This window comes from Bradyrhizobium sp. STM 3843 (assembly GCF_000239815.1).
Lineage (GTDB): Bacteria > Pseudomonadota > Alphaproteobacteria > Rhizobiales > Xanthobacteraceae > Bradyrhizobium.
The window spans coordinates 1-18,835 of sequence record NZ_CAFK01000037.1 but is presented as its reverse complement, the minus strand read 5'-3'; the positions used below and the strand labels follow the sequence as shown (position 1 = coordinate 18,835).

18 protein-coding genes are annotated in these 18,835 nt (G+C 65.2%); 8 read left to right on the top strand and 10 right to left on the bottom strand.

Going from position 1 to position 18,835, the window contains the following annotated elements; translation table 11 throughout:
- Window positions 1-57 precede the first annotated feature (57 nt).
- Window positions 58-891 (bottom strand): cytochrome c oxidase subunit II, encoded by an 834-nt coding sequence (coxB, locus tag BRAS3843_RS05090; protein WP_008967679.1) that lies wholly within the window; start codon window positions 889-891, stop codon window positions 58-60.
- 555 nt (window positions 892-1,446) lie between these two features.
- Between coxB and BRAS3843_RS05085 the strand changes: the two genes are divergently transcribed.
- Window positions 1,447-2,343 (top strand): DUF2189 domain-containing protein, encoded by an 897-nt coding sequence (locus BRAS3843_RS05085; protein WP_008967677.1) that lies wholly within the window; start codon window positions 1,447-1,449, stop codon window positions 2,341-2,343.
- 157 nt (window positions 2,344-2,500) lie between these two features.
- Here the strand turns inward: BRAS3843_RS05085 and BRAS3843_RS05080 are convergent, their stop codons facing one another.
- Both BRAS3843_RS05080 and BRAS3843_RS05075 read right to left on the bottom strand, forming a co-directional pair.
- Window positions 2,501-2,758, bottom strand: coding sequence for a hypothetical protein (locus BRAS3843_RS05080; protein WP_008967676.1), 258 nt, complete (start codon window positions 2,756-2,758; stop codon window positions 2,501-2,503).
- Window positions 2,755-3,327 (bottom strand): hypothetical protein, encoded by a 573-nt coding sequence (locus BRAS3843_RS05075; protein ID WP_008967675.1) that lies wholly within the window; start codon window positions 3,325-3,327, stop codon window positions 2,755-2,757. The genes BRAS3843_RS05080 and BRAS3843_RS05075 overlap by 4 nt, the downstream gene beginning before the upstream one ends.
- A gap of 137 nt (window positions 3,328-3,464) precedes the next feature.
- On the opposite strand from BRAS3843_RS05075, the gene BRAS3843_RS05070 reads away from it, so the two are divergent.
- Window positions 3,465-4,340, top strand: coding sequence for a methyltransferase domain-containing protein (locus tag BRAS3843_RS05070; RefSeq protein WP_008967674.1), 876 nt, complete (start codon window positions 3,465-3,467; stop codon window positions 4,338-4,340).
- Between the two features lie 110 nt (window positions 4,341-4,450).
- On the opposite strand, the gene BRAS3843_RS05065 is transcribed toward BRAS3843_RS05070, so the two are convergent.
- The 5 genes from BRAS3843_RS05065 to BRAS3843_RS05045 all read right to left on the bottom strand — a co-directional run bounded on the left by BRAS3843_RS05065 (window position 4,451) and on the right by BRAS3843_RS05045 (window position 9,793).
- Entirely contained in the window at window positions 4,451-4,993 is a 543-nt protein-coding gene (locus BRAS3843_RS05065) for a cell envelope biogenesis protein TolA (protein ID WP_347379566.1), read from the bottom strand.
- A gap of 274 nt (window positions 4,994-5,267) precedes the next feature.
- A complete protein-coding gene (locus tag BRAS3843_RS05060) occupies window positions 5,268-5,495 on the bottom strand; it encodes a hypothetical protein (protein WP_008967671.1) in 228 nt (75 codons plus the stop codon).
- A gap of 132 nt (window positions 5,496-5,627) precedes the next feature.
- Window positions 5,628-6,854, bottom strand: a complete 1,227-nt coding sequence (locus tag BRAS3843_RS05055) for an MFS transporter (protein WP_008967670.1) — start codon at window positions 6,852-6,854, stop codon at window positions 5,628-5,630.
- 128 nt (window positions 6,855-6,982) lie between these two features.
- The gene (locus BRAS3843_RS05050) at window positions 6,983-7,663 is read right to left on the bottom strand and encodes a substrate-binding domain-containing protein (protein WP_008967669.1); all 681 of its coding nucleotides are present in this window, start codon (window positions 7,661-7,663) and stop codon (window positions 6,983-6,985) included.
- Window positions 7,664-7,699: 36 nt separating this feature from the next.
- Window positions 7,700-9,793, bottom strand: coding sequence for an NAD(+) synthase (locus tag BRAS3843_RS05045; protein WP_008967668.1), 2,094 nt, complete (start codon window positions 9,791-9,793; stop codon window positions 7,700-7,702).
- Window positions 9,794-10,085: 292 nt separating this feature from the next.
- Here BRAS3843_RS05045 and BRAS3843_RS05040 point away from each other — a divergent pair, with 292 nt between their 5' ends.
- Window positions 10,086-11,318, top strand: a complete 1,233-nt coding sequence (locus tag BRAS3843_RS05040) for a serine hydrolase domain-containing protein (RefSeq protein ID WP_035980884.1) — start codon at window positions 10,086-10,088, stop codon at window positions 11,316-11,318.
- Between the two features lie 7 nt (window positions 11,319-11,325).
- The gene (locus BRAS3843_RS05035) at window positions 11,326-12,180 is read left to right on the top strand and encodes an NAD-dependent epimerase/dehydratase family protein (protein ID WP_008967666.1); all 855 of its coding nucleotides are present in this window, start codon (window positions 11,326-11,328) and stop codon (window positions 12,178-12,180) included.
- Between the two features lie 20 nt (window positions 12,181-12,200).
- Here the strand turns inward: BRAS3843_RS05035 and BRAS3843_RS05030 are convergent, their stop codons facing one another.
- On the bottom strand, window positions 12,201-12,836 hold the full coding sequence (locus BRAS3843_RS05030; RefSeq protein WP_008967665.1) for a TetR/AcrR family transcriptional regulator: 636 nt from the start codon (window positions 12,834-12,836) through the stop codon (window positions 12,201-12,203).
- Window positions 12,837-13,242: 406 nt separating this feature from the next.
- Here BRAS3843_RS05030 and BRAS3843_RS05025 point away from each other — a divergent pair, with 406 nt between their 5' ends.
- Window positions 13,243-13,902: an SDR family oxidoreductase gene (locus tag BRAS3843_RS05025; RefSeq protein WP_244425124.1), complete on the top strand. Its 660-nt coding sequence runs from the start codon at window positions 13,243-13,245 to the stop codon at window positions 13,900-13,902.
- Between the two features lie 501 nt (window positions 13,903-14,403).
- Window positions 14,404-14,832: a DoxX family protein gene (locus BRAS3843_RS05020; protein WP_008967661.1), complete on the top strand. Its 429-nt coding sequence runs from the start codon at window positions 14,404-14,406 to the stop codon at window positions 14,830-14,832.
- 89 nt (window positions 14,833-14,921) lie between these two features.
- Here BRAS3843_RS05020 and galU read toward each other — a convergent pair whose 3' ends face one another.
- Window positions 14,922-15,797, bottom strand: a complete 876-nt coding sequence (galU, locus tag BRAS3843_RS05015; protein ID WP_008967660.1) for a UTP--glucose-1-phosphate uridylyltransferase GalU — start codon at window positions 15,795-15,797, stop codon at window positions 14,922-14,924.
- Between the two features lie 220 nt (window positions 15,798-16,017).
- On the opposite strand from galU, the gene BRAS3843_RS05010 reads away from it, so the two are divergent.
- Both BRAS3843_RS05010 and BRAS3843_RS05005 read left to right on the top strand, forming a co-directional pair.
- The gene (locus BRAS3843_RS05010; RefSeq protein ID WP_008967659.1) at window positions 16,018-17,412 is read left to right on the top strand and encodes a lytic murein transglycosylase; all 1,395 of its coding nucleotides are present in this window, start codon (window positions 16,018-16,020) and stop codon (window positions 17,410-17,412) included.
- Window positions 17,413-17,536: 124 nt separating this feature from the next.
- Window positions 17,537-18,835, top strand: a 1,299-nt coding sequence (locus BRAS3843_RS05005; RefSeq protein WP_035980871.1) for an SGNH family hydrolase, incomplete at its 3' end; no start/stop codon positions are given.

Here is an 18,835-nt window from a genome sequence, read left to right as displayed (position 1 = left end):
GGTCCTCTCTTTGGCAAAGAGTCCGCCTGACGATGACAGGCGTCTCCTCGTCGATCTTCACTCGCTCTCAGTTTTATAAGCGGCTTTCGCGACGTTGCCCCGCCCCGACAACTCGGCGAACGTCCGCTGCTTCTCAAGCCAGGCGTGATAGTCTTTCTCTTCCTCGACGATGACCTTGCTCCGCATTTGCGCATGGGCAACCCCGCAGAGCTCAGCGCAGAGCACATCGAACGTTCCGGCGCGCGTGGGCGTGAACCAGTAGTAGGTCACTGAGCCCGGTATCATGTCCATCTTTGCTCGGAACTCGGGCACATAGAAATCATGCAGGACGTCGATCGAGCGAAGCAGCACCTTCACCGGTTTCCCGACCGGAAGGTGCAAGTCATCGTTTTGAACGACAATGTCGTCTTGTCCGTTTGGATCGTCAGGACGCAATCCCATCGGATTTTCGGGACTGATGAGGCGAGCATCCGATGTCCCGAGCCGACCGTCCTTGCCGGGCAGCCGATAGCTCCATTGCCACTGCTGTCCCATGACCTCGATTTCGGTCGCGCCGGCCGGAACCGTAACGAACTGGTGCCAGACAACGAGCCCGGGTGCCAACATGGCGGCAACGCCGACCGCTGTCGCGACGGTGAGCCAGGATTCGAGCTTCTTGTTTTCGGGATTGTATTCGGCCCTCTGTCCCTCCTTGTGACGAAAGCGGAACACACAATAGGCCGTGAACAAGACGACCGCGGAGAACACCGCTCCGGTGATCCAGAACGTCAGGGTGATGGTGTCGTCGATGTAGCCCCAGTTTGAGGCAAGCGGCGTCCACCACCACGGGCTCAAGAGGTGAAACAGCACCGAGGCAACTGCAATCAGCAGCAATATGATTGCGACAGCCATTCCCGATCCTCCTTGCCATTCGAGGCTAGGGGATGAACGACGGGCGGAGCTCATGTTGGAGCGATGGCGTCATTCACCATCGCAGCGCTTTTGCCTCGCCCATTCTGTCGGTCGCGACCTTCGAACGTGACACAGATCAAACGTCAGGACCGCAATCTAACCGCACTCTCTTCACAGCTGGGGGCATTCAGTTGTTTGATGATGATATCCGCCGCGCCCGGCGTCAATAGAGTCGATATGGAACAGTGCTTCCAGGCGCGGGCGGCCCGAACGTATAGCCTGCAGGAGAACGCCCATCGCGCGTCGATCATTCGACGACGCGACGCAGCAATCGATTGTGCGGATGCACAAATACTCTCGATCGCAAGTGTCAGCTTTGCTTCTGCCGGGCATCGCGCTAACCTTTCTTACCGGTCGCGACAGTGTCGCCCGACAAAGCCTCTTTTCGTTGACCTTGGTTTGCCGGGCTCGATCGCGATTTTCGCGCACGAGACGGATGCGCGTGTTCTCGCGAGCGCTCCGTTCCCTGCAACCACCGGCAAGGAGGCCGGAGCCATGGCCACAGTATTCGCAAGACCGAAACTGCAGTTCTTTGGCGTCTCTACCACCTACGTCGTTCGCAAGATCACCCTCTCCGATCTTGGCGACGCGTTGCGCCTGGGCTGGGAAGACTTCAAGGCCGTTCCGACTCACGCCATCGTCCTGTGCGTGATCTATCCCGTGCTCGGACTTGTCCTGTTCCGACTGGTCCTTGGCCACTCGGTGCTGCCGTTGCTCTTTCCGCTTGCCGCCGGTTTCACCCTGATCGGCCCGTTCGCCGCCCTCGGCCTCTACGAGCTGAGCCGCCGTCGTGAGCGCGGCGAAGAAGCAGCCGCCTGGGATGCCATGCGCGTACTGCGCGCACCGTCCTTTGGCGCCATCTTCGAGCTTGGCGTCCTCCTTCTCGTTCTGTTCGGCGTCTGGATCGTCGCCGCGGACGCGATCTACATCTCGATCTTCGGCTATGCTCCCGCCGCGAGCATCCCTGATTTCGCGCAGCGCATACTGACGACATCTCAAGGCTGGTCGCTCATCATCATAGGCTGCGGCATCGGCTTGCTGTTTGCCGTGATCGCCCTGTGCGTCAGCGTCGTCTCGTTTCCGCTGATGCTCGACCGGCACGCGACCGCCATCGACGCGATCCGCACCTCGATGCGGGCCGTGATGATCAATCCCATCGAGATGGGTGTGTGGGGGCTGATCGTTGCCGCATTGCTGGCAGCGGGTTCACTGCCGTTCTTCGTCGGTCTCGCCGTCGTTCTGCCAGTGCTCGGTCATGCCACATGGCATCTTTACCGGAAGGTCATCAGACCTGACCCGAATCCCGCGGAAGAACAGCCCGGCCCACCGATAGGTCACCGCTATGCGGCGGATTTCCCGGTCTCACTGTTCCCGTGGAGCCGCGAGCGCTAGTTTGGTGATCAGTCGCCGCGGCGACGGTTTCCCGCATCTTGGGCGGGATCGAATTATGCTGACCAAGAGCACACCTGTTTCGATCTGAAGCCGGCCATCTTGGCGCTTCCAAGAGGGTTGGCTCGTCGTCGCGCCTCGCCACGACCGTTATCCGCCATCAGTGCCGCTGATGGTGCGAAGGTCGCCGCTGCGCCCCAGCCGGCCGCAGCCCGGCTCCGGGCTCGTCCAATCCCTCCATCGCACCGCCACCCTTATCCGCTCGCGCGGCCTTGATGAGCAGCTTGATCTCGTGGGCCGTAACGGACATCGCCCGCCCGTGCAGCTGCCGTATCTCCTCATCGGTCGCGGCGATGATGTCCTCGCTCAGGGCTTCGAGCAGGCGCGCGAGCTCGAGGCGTGGGTGCCAGCGTGTCATGGCGCGCTCCGGTGTCGTTGATGGCGCAGCAGCGTGCGCCGCATTCGCCGCCGCGCGGTGTCATAGTCAAGGGCCGAGATATCATAGGCGCTGCAGATGTCCTTGGCCTTAAGCCCGTTGGCCATGCCGTCGATGATCTTCAGCGCAACCGAATCGCCCGCAAACAGCCGGAACACCTCGGCCAACCCTGCGACCGCGACAGCCACCCGCTCAGGATCTGCCAATTCATCGACCGGCTCGGCTGCCGGGCCACCCTGGCTATGGTCGTCGCGGCTGACGAGCAGCCTCTGCTCGTGACGAACCCGCCGCCAATAGTCGTCGCAGATGCTGCGCATCACCCCCGACAGGAACGCCAGGATTGGAACGCCGAGCGGCCAGACGCGCGATCCGTCGAGAACGCGCACGATCGCCTCATGCAGCACGTCGGCCCAGCCGAGCCCTGCCGGCAGCCCGCGGCTCCACAATTGCGCCAAGGCCTTCAGCCGCACCAGATCGGTCTCGGACAGCGCCTCGATCGCCGACGCGGCGTCGGCCGCGGTGCGCCCCACCGCGGCGGCAGCTCCAGACATATCCGTCGATCGTTCCATGACCTCTAGTATGCGGCCCAGTCGGCACCGCGCGGACAGCGTTCCGAAAAACATTTCGACCTGTCCGCAACCGTCGGTCCGGGGCCGCATCAACTCCGTCAGCAACAGGAGAGAGAGCCATGGACGAGATTTCGGCGGCGCGCCGCTGGTATGCCGAAGATCTGCGCCGCAAGACGCCGGTGCTACGCAACCTGCATGTGATCGATGCCTTCGCCGCTGTCCCGCGCGAGCCGTTCGTCGGCCCCGGGCCCTGGCGTATCATCCCGCAGCCCTATCAGGAGCCGTTCCTGACCTCGGACAGCGACCCGCTCTGGCTCTATCACGACGTCTTGGTGGCGATCGACGCCAGCCGCAATCTCAACAATGGCATGCCCAGCTTCTGGGCGCGCAATTTCGAGCAGATGGACATCGCGCGCGGCGCGCGCGTGCTGCAGGTCGGCGCCGGCACCGGCTATTACTCGGCGGTGCTCGCCGAGATCGTCGGACCCGGCGGTCACGTCACGGCGGTCGAGATCGACCCGGCGCTGGCGGTGCAGGCCAAGGCCAATCTTGCGCCCTGGCCACAGGTCGAGTTCGTTTCCGGCGATGGCCGCGCGATCGATGCCGACGCGTTCGATGCCGTGATCGTCTTCGCCGGCTGCACCCACCCGGCACCGCAATGGCTCGATGGGCTGATCGAAGGCGGACGGCTGCTGATGCCACTGACCACGGACTCCTGGTCGGGCTTTCTGCTGAGGGTGATCCGACAGGGCACATGCTTTGCGGCGTCATCGATCGGTGGCGTCAGCATCTATCCCTGCGTCGACGGACGTGACCAGGAGGGAGCAGAACGGTTGAAGGCCGCGCTCGCAGGCATCGGGACAGGCAAAGTCCCGATCCGCGCATTGCACCTGGGCGATCCACCTCCCGCCGATGCCGAAAGAGTCTGGTATCACGGGCCGAGGTTTTGGCTGGAGCGCGAGACAGCGGTGGCGGACGCGGCGTGTGGCCCGTGATTGACGCGTTGTGCTCGATGCCCTTGTGGAACATGGCTCCCGCACAATCGCCTTAAAGGACGATGGAATTTGCTGCGTCGCACATATGCGACGCGCGCAACTCCATCTCCTTACGCCCGCGCCTTCCGCAGCGCCGCCTCCAGCCGCTCCTTCTCCCGTCGCCAGCGCTCGGCCTCGGCGTCCGCACGTTCGTCGATGGCCGCGCGCTCGGCGTCGATCGCCCCTGCTCTCGCCTCGTGCTCGCGCCGTGCCTTGTCAAGCGCAGCTTCCGCCTTCGCGACCGCCGCCTCGCGGCGCGCACGCAGCTTGGCCAGCGCGGCCTCTTCCTTCTTACGCCTGAGAGCGTCGCGCTGCTTTTGCGCCCGCGCGAATGCCAGCGCGGCCTTGCTGTCGGCAGCGTCGTCAGTCTTTCGAGACGGTTGTCGTTGAGACGCGCGGTGAGATGTCCGCGACCGGCCAGGCTCCGGGCCGGGCAAAGTCGTCGGCAGGCCGGCATGCTCCGCGAAGGGTTCGTTGCTGCCGACGGGCCGCCTCAGCACGATGCCGGGCTGTGCCATCGTTGCAGCGACGATGTCGGGATCGTCGGTTTCCCGGGCGGCACCTTGATGGAAGAGATTGCTGCTGGCGCCCCACGCCTCCAAGGCGGCCTTCATGGACGGCGCGGCGACCGCCAGATCGAAGAAGCCGAGCGAGGTTTGAAAGGTCTTGAGCTTTCTTGCAGGTCTTCCTGCGGGTTTGCTTGCAGGTTTCTTTGGCATGCCGCCCGTGCGGAGTGAGTTGGCGGGTACTTATAACACGGACACGCGAGGCCGCCGGGCGAGAGGCTCTCGCCGATGCCAACTGAGCTCAACTAGGCGCGAGGAAAGCCCCGGATGGCAGAGGCTCTCCCGCGCTGCACGAAGCTCTCTTGGGCGCTTACTTGGACGCTTACTTGGACATGCCTTTCGACATGCTGCCGGCCTGGTTGGTTCCCGGGCCGACATTGCCCTGGCTCGACGGATTCGCACTGCTGCCGGAGCGCGTGTTGGCGCCCGTCGTCGTCTCAGACGAGGTCGACGAATGATGCTTGGTCTTGTGCTTCGCCTCAGCGGCGAACGGCGCCGCGGCTAGGGTGGTGGCAACGAACAAGGCAATTGCGAGCTGGGTCTTCTTCATGGACGGGGTCTCCATTCCTGTTGAACTCACGCACGCCCAACCCGCCCGCGGGGCGAGAGTTCCCCGCCGGCCGATTAAGCCTTGTTGAGCTCCTGTTGAAGACGCAGCTATTGTGTTGCGATGCATTCAGTTTCAGGCCGATACCGGCACGGACGCCGGCTCCGGCTCTGTCTTCGGGAATGGTCTGAACGTCATCGCGATCAGGAAGGCGCCAAGTCCCATCAGCCAGGAACCGATATAGAGCCAAGCGTAGCTGGCAAACGTGTCGTAGATCAGCCCGCCGGCGAGCGGGCCCGTCGCCATGCCGAGGCTGCCGGCCATCGCGGTTCCACCTATGACCGTGCCCATCATGCGCAGCGGAAAGTTCTCCCGCGCAATCGCCGCGTAGAGCGGCATGGTGCCGGCATAGATGAAGCCGAACACCGCGGCGACGGAATAGAACGCCGCGAGCTCGCGCACGAACACGTAGGCCAGCGCGCCGAACGCCTGTGCGAGCAGGCCGAGCACCAGCACGCGCTTGGCGCCGAAGCGGTCGCCGAGCAGGCCGAACGCGATCCGGCCGCCCATGCCCGCCAACCCCTCAACGCTGTAGATCGTCACTGCCGCGATCAGCGGAATGCCGCAGCTCACCGCATAGCTCACGGTATGGATGATCGGGCCCGAATGCGTGGCGCAGCAGAAGAAGTTGGTGGCGAGCAGGATCATGAACTGCGGCGAGCGCACCGCCTGGGACAGCGTCATCTCGGATTGCGCGGCGTCAGGCCCGGACGAGGCGGCTGCGGCGCGCTCCGCCGCCGGCGCACGGCGCACCAGGAGCGACACCGGGATCATGATGGCGGCGACCACGGCGGCAATGATCTGCATCGAGGTCCGCCAGTCGTGGTGCGAGACCAGCCAGGCTGCGAGCGGCGACATCGTCATCGGCGCCATGCCCATGCCGGCCGAAACCAGCGAGACGGCAAGGCTGCGATGGGTCTCGAACCAGCCGGTGACGGTCGCCATCATCGGCGCGAAGATCGCCGCCGTCGCGCCGCCGACCATGAGGCCGAACAGCAATTGAAACGTGATCAGCGAGGACGCCAGGCTGGCCAGCGCCAGGCTCGCCGCGAGCAGGACCGAGCCGGTCAGCACCACCGGAAGCGGCCCGATGCGGTCGGAGAGCGTGCCCCACGCCATGCTGGTGAACGCCATAGCCAGGAAGCCGATGGTCATCGCGCTCGACACTCCGGCGACCGACCAGCCGGTCTCGGCGGCGATCGGCTTGAGGAACACCGGCAGCGAGAACATGCCCCCGATCGCGACGCAGCCCAACAGGCCGCCGGCCGCGACGATCACCCAGCGATAACGCGATGTGCTCATTCTTCGTCTCCGTTCCCATACCCGTATGGCTGGAAGACGAACCGGAGGCGGCCGCGACGACACGGCCGCTCAGTTTTTTCGTCGCGGGTTCCGGAGAAGCCGTCGCGAAGGCGTGTCGGAACGCGCGTTCAGGCCGGCGTCATCCCGTGCTGGCGCTTGGTCTCCGCGGTCTCCTCCGAGGCGAGAAAAGCGATGAAGGCACGCGCGGCCTCTGGCTGGGTCGCCGCCTTGCAGAGGCCCGCGGCGAACACCGTGCCGGGCTGCAGCGACGCGGGCAGCAGGCCGACGACGTCGATTCCCGGCGCCCCCATCATCTCGCTGAGCTGCTGGAAGCCGAGCTCGACTTCGCCATCGGCAAGCAGTCTGGCCACGGGGATGCCGGGCTTGGCCTGCACGATGCGGTCCTTGACCGCGTCCTCCAGGCCCCAGTCGCGCGCGAGCTTCAGCACATGGGTGCCGCTCGGGCCGGTGGAGATGCCGATACTACGGGCACTCGCCATCGCGGCGCGCACGCCGGCCTCATCGAGCTTCGGCCGCGGCTGGCCGGCGCGCACCGCCAGCGCCATCGGCGACTCCGCCATGTTGACGATGCTGCCGGCGACCAGGAAGCCGTCGGCTTCGAGCTTCGCCAGCGCGTCGGAGGCGAGCACGGCGACATCGAACGCTTCGCCGGCGCGGATGCGCTTGGCGGCATCGACGCCGCCGACGGATTCGATTGCGACCGTCTCGCCGGTCGCCTCTTCATGGGCAGCCGCAAGCTCGGCCAGGATCTGCCGCGTCGCCATGGAGGAAATGCCGGTCACGCTCATCGATCACTCCGTTGAAAACCGTTTGCCGACGCCGGCTCACGCCTTGTGGGCACGCTTGTCGACATCCTTCTGCACGTCCTTGGGCACGTTGCGCTCGAGATCCTCGAGCCACGCCGTCGCATTGCCATCGGAGGGCGCGCGCCAGTCGCCGCGCGGCGACAGCGAACCGCCCGCCACCACCTTCGGGCCGTTCGGCATCGCCGATCGCTTGAACTGGCTGAAGGCGAAGAAGCGCCGCAGGAATACTTCCAGCCAATGCCTGATGTCGGCGAGCGCGTAGGCGCGTCGCTTGTTGGCCGGAAATCCCGGCGGCCAGTCGCCGGCCTCGGCATCCTTCCAGGCGTGATGCGCCATGAACGCGATCTTCGACGGGCGAAAGCCGTAACGCAGCGTGTAGAACAGGTTGAAGTCCTGCAGCTCATAGGGGCCGATCGCGGCCTCCGTGCTCTGCGGCGTCTCGCCTTCGGCCACCGGCACCAGCTCCGGCGAGATCTCGGCGGCCAGCACCTGCTCCAACGTCTTGCCGACCTCGTCGGAGAACTGTCTTGTCGCAACCACCCAACGGATCAGATGCTGGATCAAGGTCTTCGGCACGCCGGAATTGACGTTGTAATGCGACATCTGATCCCCGACACCATAGGTGCACCAGCCGAGCGCAAGCTCGGAGAGATCGCCGGTGCCGAGCACGATGCCGCCGCGATCATTGGCGATGCGGAACAGATAGTCGGTGCGCAGGCCCGCCTGCACATTCTCGAAGGTAACGTCGTAGACCGCCTCGCCGCGCCCGAACGGATGGCCGATATCCTTGAGCATCTGCGTCGCCGCGGGGCGGATATCGAGTTCGGCTGCGTTGACCTCAAGCGACCGCATCAAGGCGTGGGCGTAGGATTTGCTCGCGCTGCCTGAGGCAAAGCCCGGCAGGTTATAGGCGAGAATGTTCGACCGCGGCAGGCCGAGCAGGTCCATCGCCTTTGCCGCGACGATCAGCGCATGCGTCGAATCGAGCCCGCCCGAGACGCCGATCACGATGCGCTTGGTGCCGGTGGCACGCAGCCGCTGTGTCAACCCCGCGACCTGGATGTTGTAGGCCTCGTAGCAATCCTGATCGAGCCGCGCACGCTCGCTCGGCACGAACGGAAAGCGCTCGAGCTTGCGGACGAAGCCGATGTCATCAGCGGGCGGCTGCAGCTCGAAGCCGATGCGACGATAGCCGGCGCCATCCTTGCCACCATGCTTGGCCTGCACACGGGCATTGTCGTCGAACGTGCCCATCAGCGCCCGTTCCTGGCGCAACAGATCGAGATCGACGTCCGCAAAGATAGTCTGTCCGCTCTGGCGGAAGCGCTCGCTCTCGGCCAGCAGCACGCCATTCTCGAAGATCGAGGTCTGGCCGTCCCAGGCGAGATCGGTGGTGGATTCGCCGACACCGGCGGCAGCATAGATGTAGGCGGCAAGACAGCGCGCCGAGGTCGACTGGCACAACAGCGAGCGCGAGCTGGCGCGGCCAACGGTGATCGGGCTGCCCGAGAGATTGGCGAGCACGGTGGCGCCGGCAAGCGCCAGCTCCGAGGCCGGCGTGACCGGGATCCACATGTCCTCGCAGATCTCGACGCCGATGACGAAACCGGCGACGTCAGCCGCCGCGAACAGGAGATCGGTGCCGAACGGCGCCATGGTCTCCGCGACCTCGATTATCTCGTCCCGAACGCCGGCGCCGGAGGCAAAGTGGCGGCCTTCGTAGAACTCGCGATAGGTCGGCAGATAGATCTTCGGCACCACGCCGAGAACCTCGCCGCGATGGATGACGACCGCGCAATTGTAGATGCGGTTGCCGAAACGCAGCGGCGCGCCGACGATCAGCACCGGCATCAGTTCGCGCGAACCTTGCACGATCGTAGCCAGCGCGCGCTGGACCGCATCCAAGAGCGGATCTTGGTTAACGAGGTCCTCGATCGCATAGCCGGACACGCAGAGCTCCGGGAACACGGCGACCGAGGCTGCTTCGGCATGGCAGCCCTGCGCCGCCTCCAGGATCGCCGCCGCATTGGCCGAAGGGTCGGCAACGCGCGAGGCAGTCACGCAGGCCGCAACCCGGGCAAAACCGTGCCGGTAGATCGATTGGAAGCTCATCGTATGCGCCATCTCCTCATCGTCCTTTATATGACATGGCGCATCGGAAGGACCAGAGCAAGCCGCGCCCGGCGCAGGGCTGAGAGCCCTCAGGCGCCGCAGCATAGGTGGTTTGCCGGTGATGCCGCCACTATACCAAAGGAAAGGCGAAGCCTTGCCCGGGCTCGGTTAAACTTGCGCGACGGCAGCACCAGAGCGCGCGGAGTTTCGCATGATTGTCACGGACAACGCCGGCCCGACCAGGCCCTTCTTTCGGTCACACGTATCGCAGGCATGGCTGGCGGTCGTGCTGATGCTCGGCGGGTGGCTGGTGAGCACATTCGCTTTCGCCGCAGATGCCCCCGCGCCCTCGCCCGAGAAGCTCGAGCGGATCACGCAGTTCTTCGACAACGAGGTGACAAGCGGTCGGCTGCCCGGCGCGGTGGTGCTGATCCAGCAGCACGGCAAGCCGGTCTATCTGAAATGCTTCGGCGTGCGCGACGTCAAGACCGGCGTGCCGATGACCCCTGATACGATCTTCGCGCTGCACTCGATGACCAAGCCGATCACGAGTCTCGCCGCGATGATGCTGATCGACCAGGGCCGGCTGGCGCTGTCCGATCCGGTCGCCAAATACATTCCGGCCTTTGCCGATACGAAGGTCGGCCTCGAGACGCCAGGTATGGACGGCTCCCGCGTGCTCAAGCTGGTGCCACCGGTGCGACCGGTCACCATCATGGACCTGCTGCGCCACACCTCCGGCATTACCTATGAGTATATCGGCGGCGCGCTGATCGAGCACGCCTACATGGCCGCGCACCTGTTCGGCGGCCGTTTCGACAATGCCGAATTCGCCGATCGTATCGCCGCGCTGCCGCTGGCCCGCCAGCCGGGCACCTTGTGGCGCTACGGCCATTCGACCGACGTGCTCGGGCGCGTGATCGAGATCGTGTCCGGCCAGTCGCTTTATCAGTTCGAGAAGCAGCAGATCCTGGATCCCTTAGGGATGACCAGCACCAAATTCCTGCTGACCACCCCGGAGGAGCGCGCGCGCATGGCCGAGCCGCTGCCGGGCGATCCGATCCTGGTCGCGGCCGAGCGGGGCCGCCGCTCCCACCCCGAATGGGAATCCGGCGGCGGCGGCCTGGTCTCGACTGCCACCGACTATGCGCGCTTCGCGCAGATGCTGCTCAATGGCGGCGAGTTCGACGGCAAACGCTATCTCAGTCCGGCTGCGTTCAAGGACATGACGACGGACCATATTGGCCCTGGCTCAGGCGTCGAACGCGACTTCTTCTATTTCCCCGGCGACGGTTTCGGCTATGGCTACGGGCTCGCGGTGCGGGTCGAGCCGGGCGACGCCAAGCCGCCGGCGCCGGGCTCGATCGGCGAATTGAAATGGGACTCCGGCAGCGGCACCTATTTCGGCGTCGATCCCAAGCTCGACATGGTCTACATCCTGATGGAGCAGACCCAGAACGAGCGCGGCCGCATCACGCCGGCCTTCAAGAAGCTGGTGTATGACGCGTTCGCCACGCCCAATTGATGGCCCCATGAACCTCTTCGTCATCGGCTTCGGCTACACCGCCGGCCGCTTCGTCCATCTTTACGGCGATCGCTTCGCGCACATTTCCGGCACGGTGCGCACGGCCGAGAAGCGCGCGCAGCTTGCGCCGCTCGACATCGACCTGTTCGACGGCACGACAGCCGCTGCCGATGCGATCGCCAACGCCGCGCGTGCCGACGTCATTCTGATTTCCGTCCCGCCCGGCTCCGGCGACGATCCGGTGCTCGGCGCGTTCGGTGACGCCATCGCCACGGGCCATGCGCGGCGCGTCGTCTATCTTTCCACCATCGGCGTCTATGGCGACCATCAGGGCGGATGGATCGACGAGGATACGCCACTCGCGCCGGGGCACGATCGGGTCAAGGCGCGGGTGCAGGTCGAAACGCAATGGCGCGCGCGGCTCGGCGACCGCCTCGCCGTGCTCAGGCTCGGTGGTATCTACGGACCAGGCCGCAATGCGCTGGTCGAGTTGCAGCAGGGACGCGCGCGGCGCATCATCAGGCCGGGCCAGGTGTTCAACCGCATCCATGTCGACGACGCGGCCGCCGCCATCATGGGTGCGATCGCACGTGCGCACGGCGGCGCCTGGAACATCTGCGACGACGAGCCGGCGCCGCCGCAGGACGTGATCGCCTATGCTGCATCGCTGATGGGCGTGGCAGCGCCGCCCGAACAGCCGTTCGAGACGGCGGAACTGTCGCCGATGGCCCGAAGCTTCTATGCCAGCAACCGGCGCGTCCGGAATATCCGGGCCAAGTCCGATCTCGCGCTGACATTCAGCTATCCGGATTATCGCGCCGGCCTCGACGCCTTGTGGGCCGCCGGCGAAGGCCGCGCCTGAGCCGCGAGCCGGCGCTTATCCTACGAGGATTTCTCAACCTTGCCGACGCCGGCTAACGCGTGAGCGAGCCCGCGCGCGAACAATTGCAACGCGGCCTCTTCAGCGGGAGGCTGGTCAGGCGCGTCGCGCCGCGCCAACGATCCGTCGATGCGCAGCATGGCGAGCCCATGGGCAAGGCCCCAAGCGGCCACCGCGGCGTGCTCGATCGCCGCGGCGTCACGCGTTGAAGGGAAGTCCCCCGCAAGCGCGGCCCGGATCGGCGCAAAGCTCGCATGCTTGGCCTCGGAGACATGCGGATAAGCATGCCAATCGGCCACGCCGACGCCGAACATCAGCCGATAGAGCTGCGGATGGTCCGCGGCAAAGCCGATATAGTCCAGGCCAAGCGCGATCATGCGCGCCTCTCCGGCGTGCGCGTGCGCGGCCGTCTCGGCCTGCGAGGTCGCGAGCGCGCGGAATCCCGCCTCGGCAACGGTGGCCAGCAGATCCTCCTTGCCGGAGAAATGATTATAAGGCGCCGACTGCGACACGCCTGCGGTGCGCGCCACCGCGCGAAACGACAGCGCCTCGGCCCCCTCCCGCTCCAACAGCTCGGTCGCTGCCGCAATCAGCGCGCGCCTGAGATCGCCGTGATGATAGGGACGCGGCTCCTGCACTGGACGTTTTCGGGCGCTTTTTCCGCGGCTCAGCTTTGTCATCGCATTCCAATGTTGACAGTGATCATATTTTCCATAGAGTGATGTTATCAGCGTTCATATTGCGGACAAGTGCCGCTGACAGGGAGTGCACAGCCATGGACGAGCAAGGGACCGCTCCAATACCGTCCCGCCGCAAGGCGCTGACGTTGGCCGGTTTCGCCGGCGGGATCGCGCTCGGTGCTGCGGGCGGCGTGGCCCTGGCGCAGGCCAGCCATTCGCCTGCGCCCACCATCGTCGAGGCGCCCAAGCGCTTCGCGGGAAAGGTCGTGCTGATCACCGGGGCCACCTCGGGCATCGGCCGGGCCGCCGCGATTGCCTTGCGCGCCAAGGCGCCGCGGTCGCCTTCTGCGGTCGTCGCGAGACGCTGGGGCGCGAGGTCGAAGCCCAGATCAGGGAGGCGGGCGGGCGCGCGCACTACATCCGCGCCGACGTGCGCGAGGAGGTCCAGGTCGCCGACTTCGTCCGTGAGGCCGTCGATACCTTCCAAGGCTTGGACATCGCGCTCAACAATGCCGGCATCACGCTCGAGAAGCCGCTGCACGAGTTTGTTGCGGCGGAGTGGAACGACATCGTTGAGACCAACCTGCGCGGCGTGTTCTTCGCGATGAAGTATCAAATCCCGGAGATGCTCAAGCGCGGCGGCGGCACCATCCTCGTCACGTCGTCGTCGAATGAGCACCGCACCAGCGCCCGCCGCAGCGTCTATACCGCGACCAAATCCGGCCTGATCGGCCTGGTCCGGTCGGCCGCGCTCGACTATGCGGACAAGGGTATCCGCATCAATGCGATCGTGCCGGGCACCACCGACACCGCGCTGGTCCGCCGCGTCGGCGGCACCGAGGCGATGCCGGATGCGATGTGGGAGATCGCCGCCGCCCAATGGGCGCGCAGCAACCTGCCGGGGATCAAGCGCATGGCCAAACCGGAAGAGATCGCGGAATTTGCGGTCGCGATGGCCGCGCCGGAGCTGACCTATATGACCGGCTCCGCGCTGGTCGCGGACGGCGGCTCGGGCTCCGGTTAGGCAAGCGCATTTCCTGATCAAGCGTATCGCAGACTTGCTCGGCGGACTCGGTGTGCTCCCTCTCCCCGTTCTTACGGGGCCGCGACGAGCTTCGCTCGCGCTGAGAGGTTGGGGTGAGGGGCAGGCGCACGATCGGTGCGAGTTGTCGGACCTGTACCCCCTCACCCGGATTGCATCTGACGATGCAATCCGACCTCTCCCCGCAAGCGGGGAGAGGTAAGGGCGTGCGCGGCGAGAAAATTCGTACACGCCCTAGTTAGTTGCGGCCCGGGCTCCGGTTAGTGAGTGCCTTTTGACCTCCGAAATTCGCAGGCGAATACGCCGCGATTTTCGGCATCGGCGCACAAGGCCCTGTCGCTCCTGCACGCTTGACCCACGTCAATTGCGACGCAAGACACAGTGATAGTGTTCTTGCATTCGGCGCGACGCGGGGTCCAAAGGGGGCTTCAGACTCCTCGCGCTTCGTTCGCGGCCGCGCATCATAGATCACAGGAGCTCGCCATGAGCGACCGCCGTTCGAGTTTCGATGTCACCGATCCCGCCGTTTTCTTCCGCCTCATGCTGGGCGCGCTCTACCTTCCGCACATCGCGTTCAAGCTGATGGACCTCAACGGCGCGCAGGCCTTCTTTGGCAAAGCGGGCTTTCATCCGGCGCTGTTCTTCGTCGTGCTTGCGCTGGTGATGGAGAGCGTCTCCGCGATCGGCCTGATCTTCAATCTTTACCTGAAATATACCGGGCTGATCTCGGCTGGCGTGATCGCGGTTGCGACCTATGCGGTGATCGCCACCAAGGGCCCGGGCTGGCTCTGGAATCTCGGCGGTGTCGAATACCTCGTCCTATGGTGCAGCGGCTCCTTCGTTCTCGCCCTGAATGCCTGGCGCAAGGAAGTCGCACAATATGGGCGCGTCTTCCTGCTGCAACCGGCCTGAGCGAGCTCACCGCAGGTCTGCAACGAACAAAGGCCGCGCAATGCGCGGCCTTTGCAGTTTCCGATAGCTCGGTTCGATCGAACCGACGCTCAATCCGCCAGGTATTTCTTCATGTCCTCCCGCAGGCCGTCACGCAGGTCGGGACGCGCCATGGCGAAGGCGATGTTGGCGCGGAGGAAGCCCGATTTGGAGCCGCAATCGTGCCGCTCGCCCTCGAACTCCACGCCGTAGAATTTTTGCGTCTTGGACAGGCCGATCATCGCATCGGTGAGCTGGATCTCGCCGCCTGCGCCGCGCTCCTGCGTCGCCAGGATCTTGAAGATCTCGGGCTGCAGGATGTAGCGGCCCGTGATGGAGAAGTTCGAGGGCGCCGTGCCCTTGGCCGGCTTCTCCACCATGCCGTCAACCTCGAACATCTTGCCGTCGCGTTTGCCGACGCCGCAGATGCCGTATTGATGGGTCTGGTCGGCAGGGACCTCCTGCACCGCCAGCACGTTTGCCTTCTCCGGCAGCTCGCTGGCAGCGGCAATCATCTGGGCGAGGCAGCCCGGTTTGTTCAGCACCAGCTCGTCCGGCAGCACCACCGCGAACGGCTCGTCGCCGACGATGTCGCGGGCGCACCACACGGCGTGACCGAGCCCAAGCGGCGACTGCTGACGGGTGAAGCTGACGGCGCCGGCCTCCGGCTGATCGCGCGCCAGGATTTCCATCTCGGTCTTCTTGCCGCGCGCGGCAAGCGTCGCATCGAGCTCGTACATGCGATCGAAATGATCCTCGATTGCGGTCTTGTTGCGCCCGGTCACGAAGACGAAGTGCTCGATGCCGGCCTCCTTGGCCTCGTCGAACACATATTGGATCAGCGGCCTGTCGACGATGGTCAACATCTCTTTCGGCATGGCCTTGGTAGCGGGCAGCACGCGGGTGCCGAGGCCGGCGACCGGAAAAACGGCTTTGCGGATTTTCATGGGATGGGACTAGACCTTGCAAAGATATGAATGCGAAATGGATCGCATCCTGGTAGCGGGTTTTGCAGCCGAGAACAAAGGCAGATGTTGGCCGGCGGTTCCATGAACGCCAGGATGTGGCCGGAAAATTCGCCTACGGCTGAAACCGGAAGTTCCTTAATCTGCTGGTAACCCAGGCAGGGCCTCCTGGATGCCTGATTTGTGAGGCAGCGAGCTAACTATGGAAAGACGAACCGAACCATCCGCGATTCTGCTCGCCGGCGCGCTTGCATGCGCCGTCACGGTCGCCTGCTTAGGTCCGGTTCGGGCCCAGTCGAGCGGCGGTCCGTTGAACTTCCTCGACAATCTCTTCACCGGCACTTTCGCCAAGGGGAACGCGACCAATTCGCAGGCCCCGCAGCCAGCACCGAACGGTGGGCCAGTACCCTGGAGCGGTGAGGACGGCGCCTCCGGCCATCCGCTGATGACGGCCAGCGCGATTCGCGAGGCGGCCGCCAATTTCGACAATTGCATCGCGGGCATGTGGCCGGATGCCGCACGGCGCGGCATCTCGCAGGACAGCTTTCAGCGCTTCACCACGGGGCTGTCGCCCGACCTGCGCATCATGGACCTGTTGGACGCGCAGCCGGAGTTCACCAAGTCGATCTGGGACTATCTCGACATCCTGGTGAACGACAACCGGCTCGCCAAGGGCCGCGAAGTGCTCACGACCTACAAGGCGCAGTTCGATGCGACCGAGCGGGCTTACGGTGTCGACCGCTATATCATCGCCGCAATCTGGGGCATCGAATCGAACTACTCCACCCAGATCGGCGACCGCAACGTGCTGCAGTCGACCGCGACGCTCGCCTGCATCGGCCGCCGTCAAGCCTATTTCAAGGACGAGTTCCTGTCGGCGCTGGAGATTCTCCACCACGGCGACTTGAAGCCCGAGCAGATGCGCGGCTCATGGGCCGGCGCCTTCGGCCCGACCCAGTTCATGCCGACCGCATTCAAGCGCTACGCGGTCGATGCCGACGGCGACGGCCGCCGCGACGTGGTCGACAATGCCGCCGACCTGATCGCCTCCACCGCCAACAACCTCAAAAAGGACGGCTGGCAGGCCGGCCAGAGCTGGGGCTACGAGGTGGTGGTGCCGCAGGGCTTCAATTACATGCTGGCCGATCGCGCCAAGGTGATGAGCCTGGCGCAATGGGAGCAGATCGGCGTCAAGCGGCCCAATGGGCAGACTTTCCCGCGCCCGACCGAGAAGGCCTATCTGCTGGCGCCGGCCGGCGCCCAAGGGCCGGGTTTCCTGATGATGCAGAACTTCCGCGTCATCATGAAATACAATCCAGCCGAGGCCTACGCACTCGCCATCGGTCATTTCGCCGACCGGCTGCGCGGCGGCCAGCCGTTCGTGCAGGCCTGGCCGCGGGACGAGCGCACTTTGTCGCGGGCCGAGCGGCTGGAACTGCAGCAGCTGCTGGTCCAGCGCGGATTCTACCAAGGTACGCCAGACGGCCAGTTCGGCGGCCAGACCCGGGAGGCGTTGCGGAACTTCCAGGCCTCGATCGGCGCCCCGGCCGATGGGTTTGCCTCCGCCGAGGTATTGGAGCGCCTGCGGGGGCGTTAACGTTGATCCTAACCGGATCTTACCTCCGGCGAGCGGGAACAAGACCGGCTGCGAATGCCCGTTTGCGGCCTGATTTAGCTGCCATTATATGGTGACGAGCGATTTCGCCGCGTGATCGGGCCGCATGTCCAAGCTGAAGTCCCTTCTGAAGGTCTTGAACGAGCCCGGCCTCCTGGTCGTGCTCGCGGTGGCGATCGCGATGCTGGTCGGTATTGCCGGGCCCGCCTCCGCACAGTTCTTCAATTTCAATCCGTTCGGCTCGCCGCCGCCTCAGCGCCAGGCGCCGCGCGGTGGTGGCTGGTTCGGCGGCGACTTCTTCTCGCCGTTCCGAGAGCCGCAGCAGCCCAAGAAGGTCTACCAGGATTTCTCGAAGGCGCCGCCGCCGGAGAAGCGCGACAATGCGCCTGAGCGTTACGTGTTGGTGCTCGGCGACAGCATGGCCGACTGGCTCGCCTACGGGCTGGAAGATGCCTATGCGGAGCAGCCCGACATGGGCGTCACGCGCAGGATCAAGACCACTTCGGGCCTGATCAAATACCAGCCGAAGGGGGATCCCGCGGACTGGGCCGCGGCCGCCAAGGGAATTCTCCCGGGCGAGCGAGCGGATGCCATCGTCATCATGCTCGGCTTGAACGACCGCATGTCGCTCCGCGAGCCGGTGATCGAGAAAACCGACAAGCCCGACGACAAGAAGCCGGCCGACAAAGCCAAGAAGGATGCCAAGACGAAAGGGCCGGACGGCAAGCCGGATCAAAAGGCCGATGCCGCAGCCAAGCCCGACGACAAGCAAGTCGACAGCGATCTGCCGCAGGATGATGCCGAAAGTGGCGACGCGGCCGCCGCGGCGCCCGAGAAAGCCGCCCGCTCGCCCAACGGCGTGTACGATTTCCGCGACGATCGCTGGGTCGAGCTCTACGCCAAGAAGATCGAGGAGATGATCGCGATCGCCAAGTCCAAGGGGGTTCCGGTGATCTGGGTGGGACTGCCCGCGATCCGCGGCACCAAGGGCACGTCCGATATGCTGTTCCTGGATTCGCTGTATCGCGACGTCGCAGGGAAGGCCGGCATCACCTATGTCGATATCTGGGACGGCTTCGTCGACGAAGCAGGCCGCTTCCTGCAGAAGGGTCCTGACTTCGAGGGCCAGATCCGTCAGCTGCGCACCTATGACGGCGTCTATTTCACCAAGGCTGGCGCACGGAAGCTCGCGCATTACGTCGAGCGCGAGATCACGCGCGTGCTCGCCGCCCGCTCGGCGCCGATCGAGTTGCCGAGCGAGCCGGCGACGCCGGACGCCAATGCGGTGCCGGGCCAGCCGGCACCGCGACCGATCGCGGGTCCCATCGTGCCGCTGGTCGCCTCCTCGGTCGGGACCGACCAACTGCTCGGCGGGGCCGGCAGCCGCCCAGCGGCGGTCGATGCG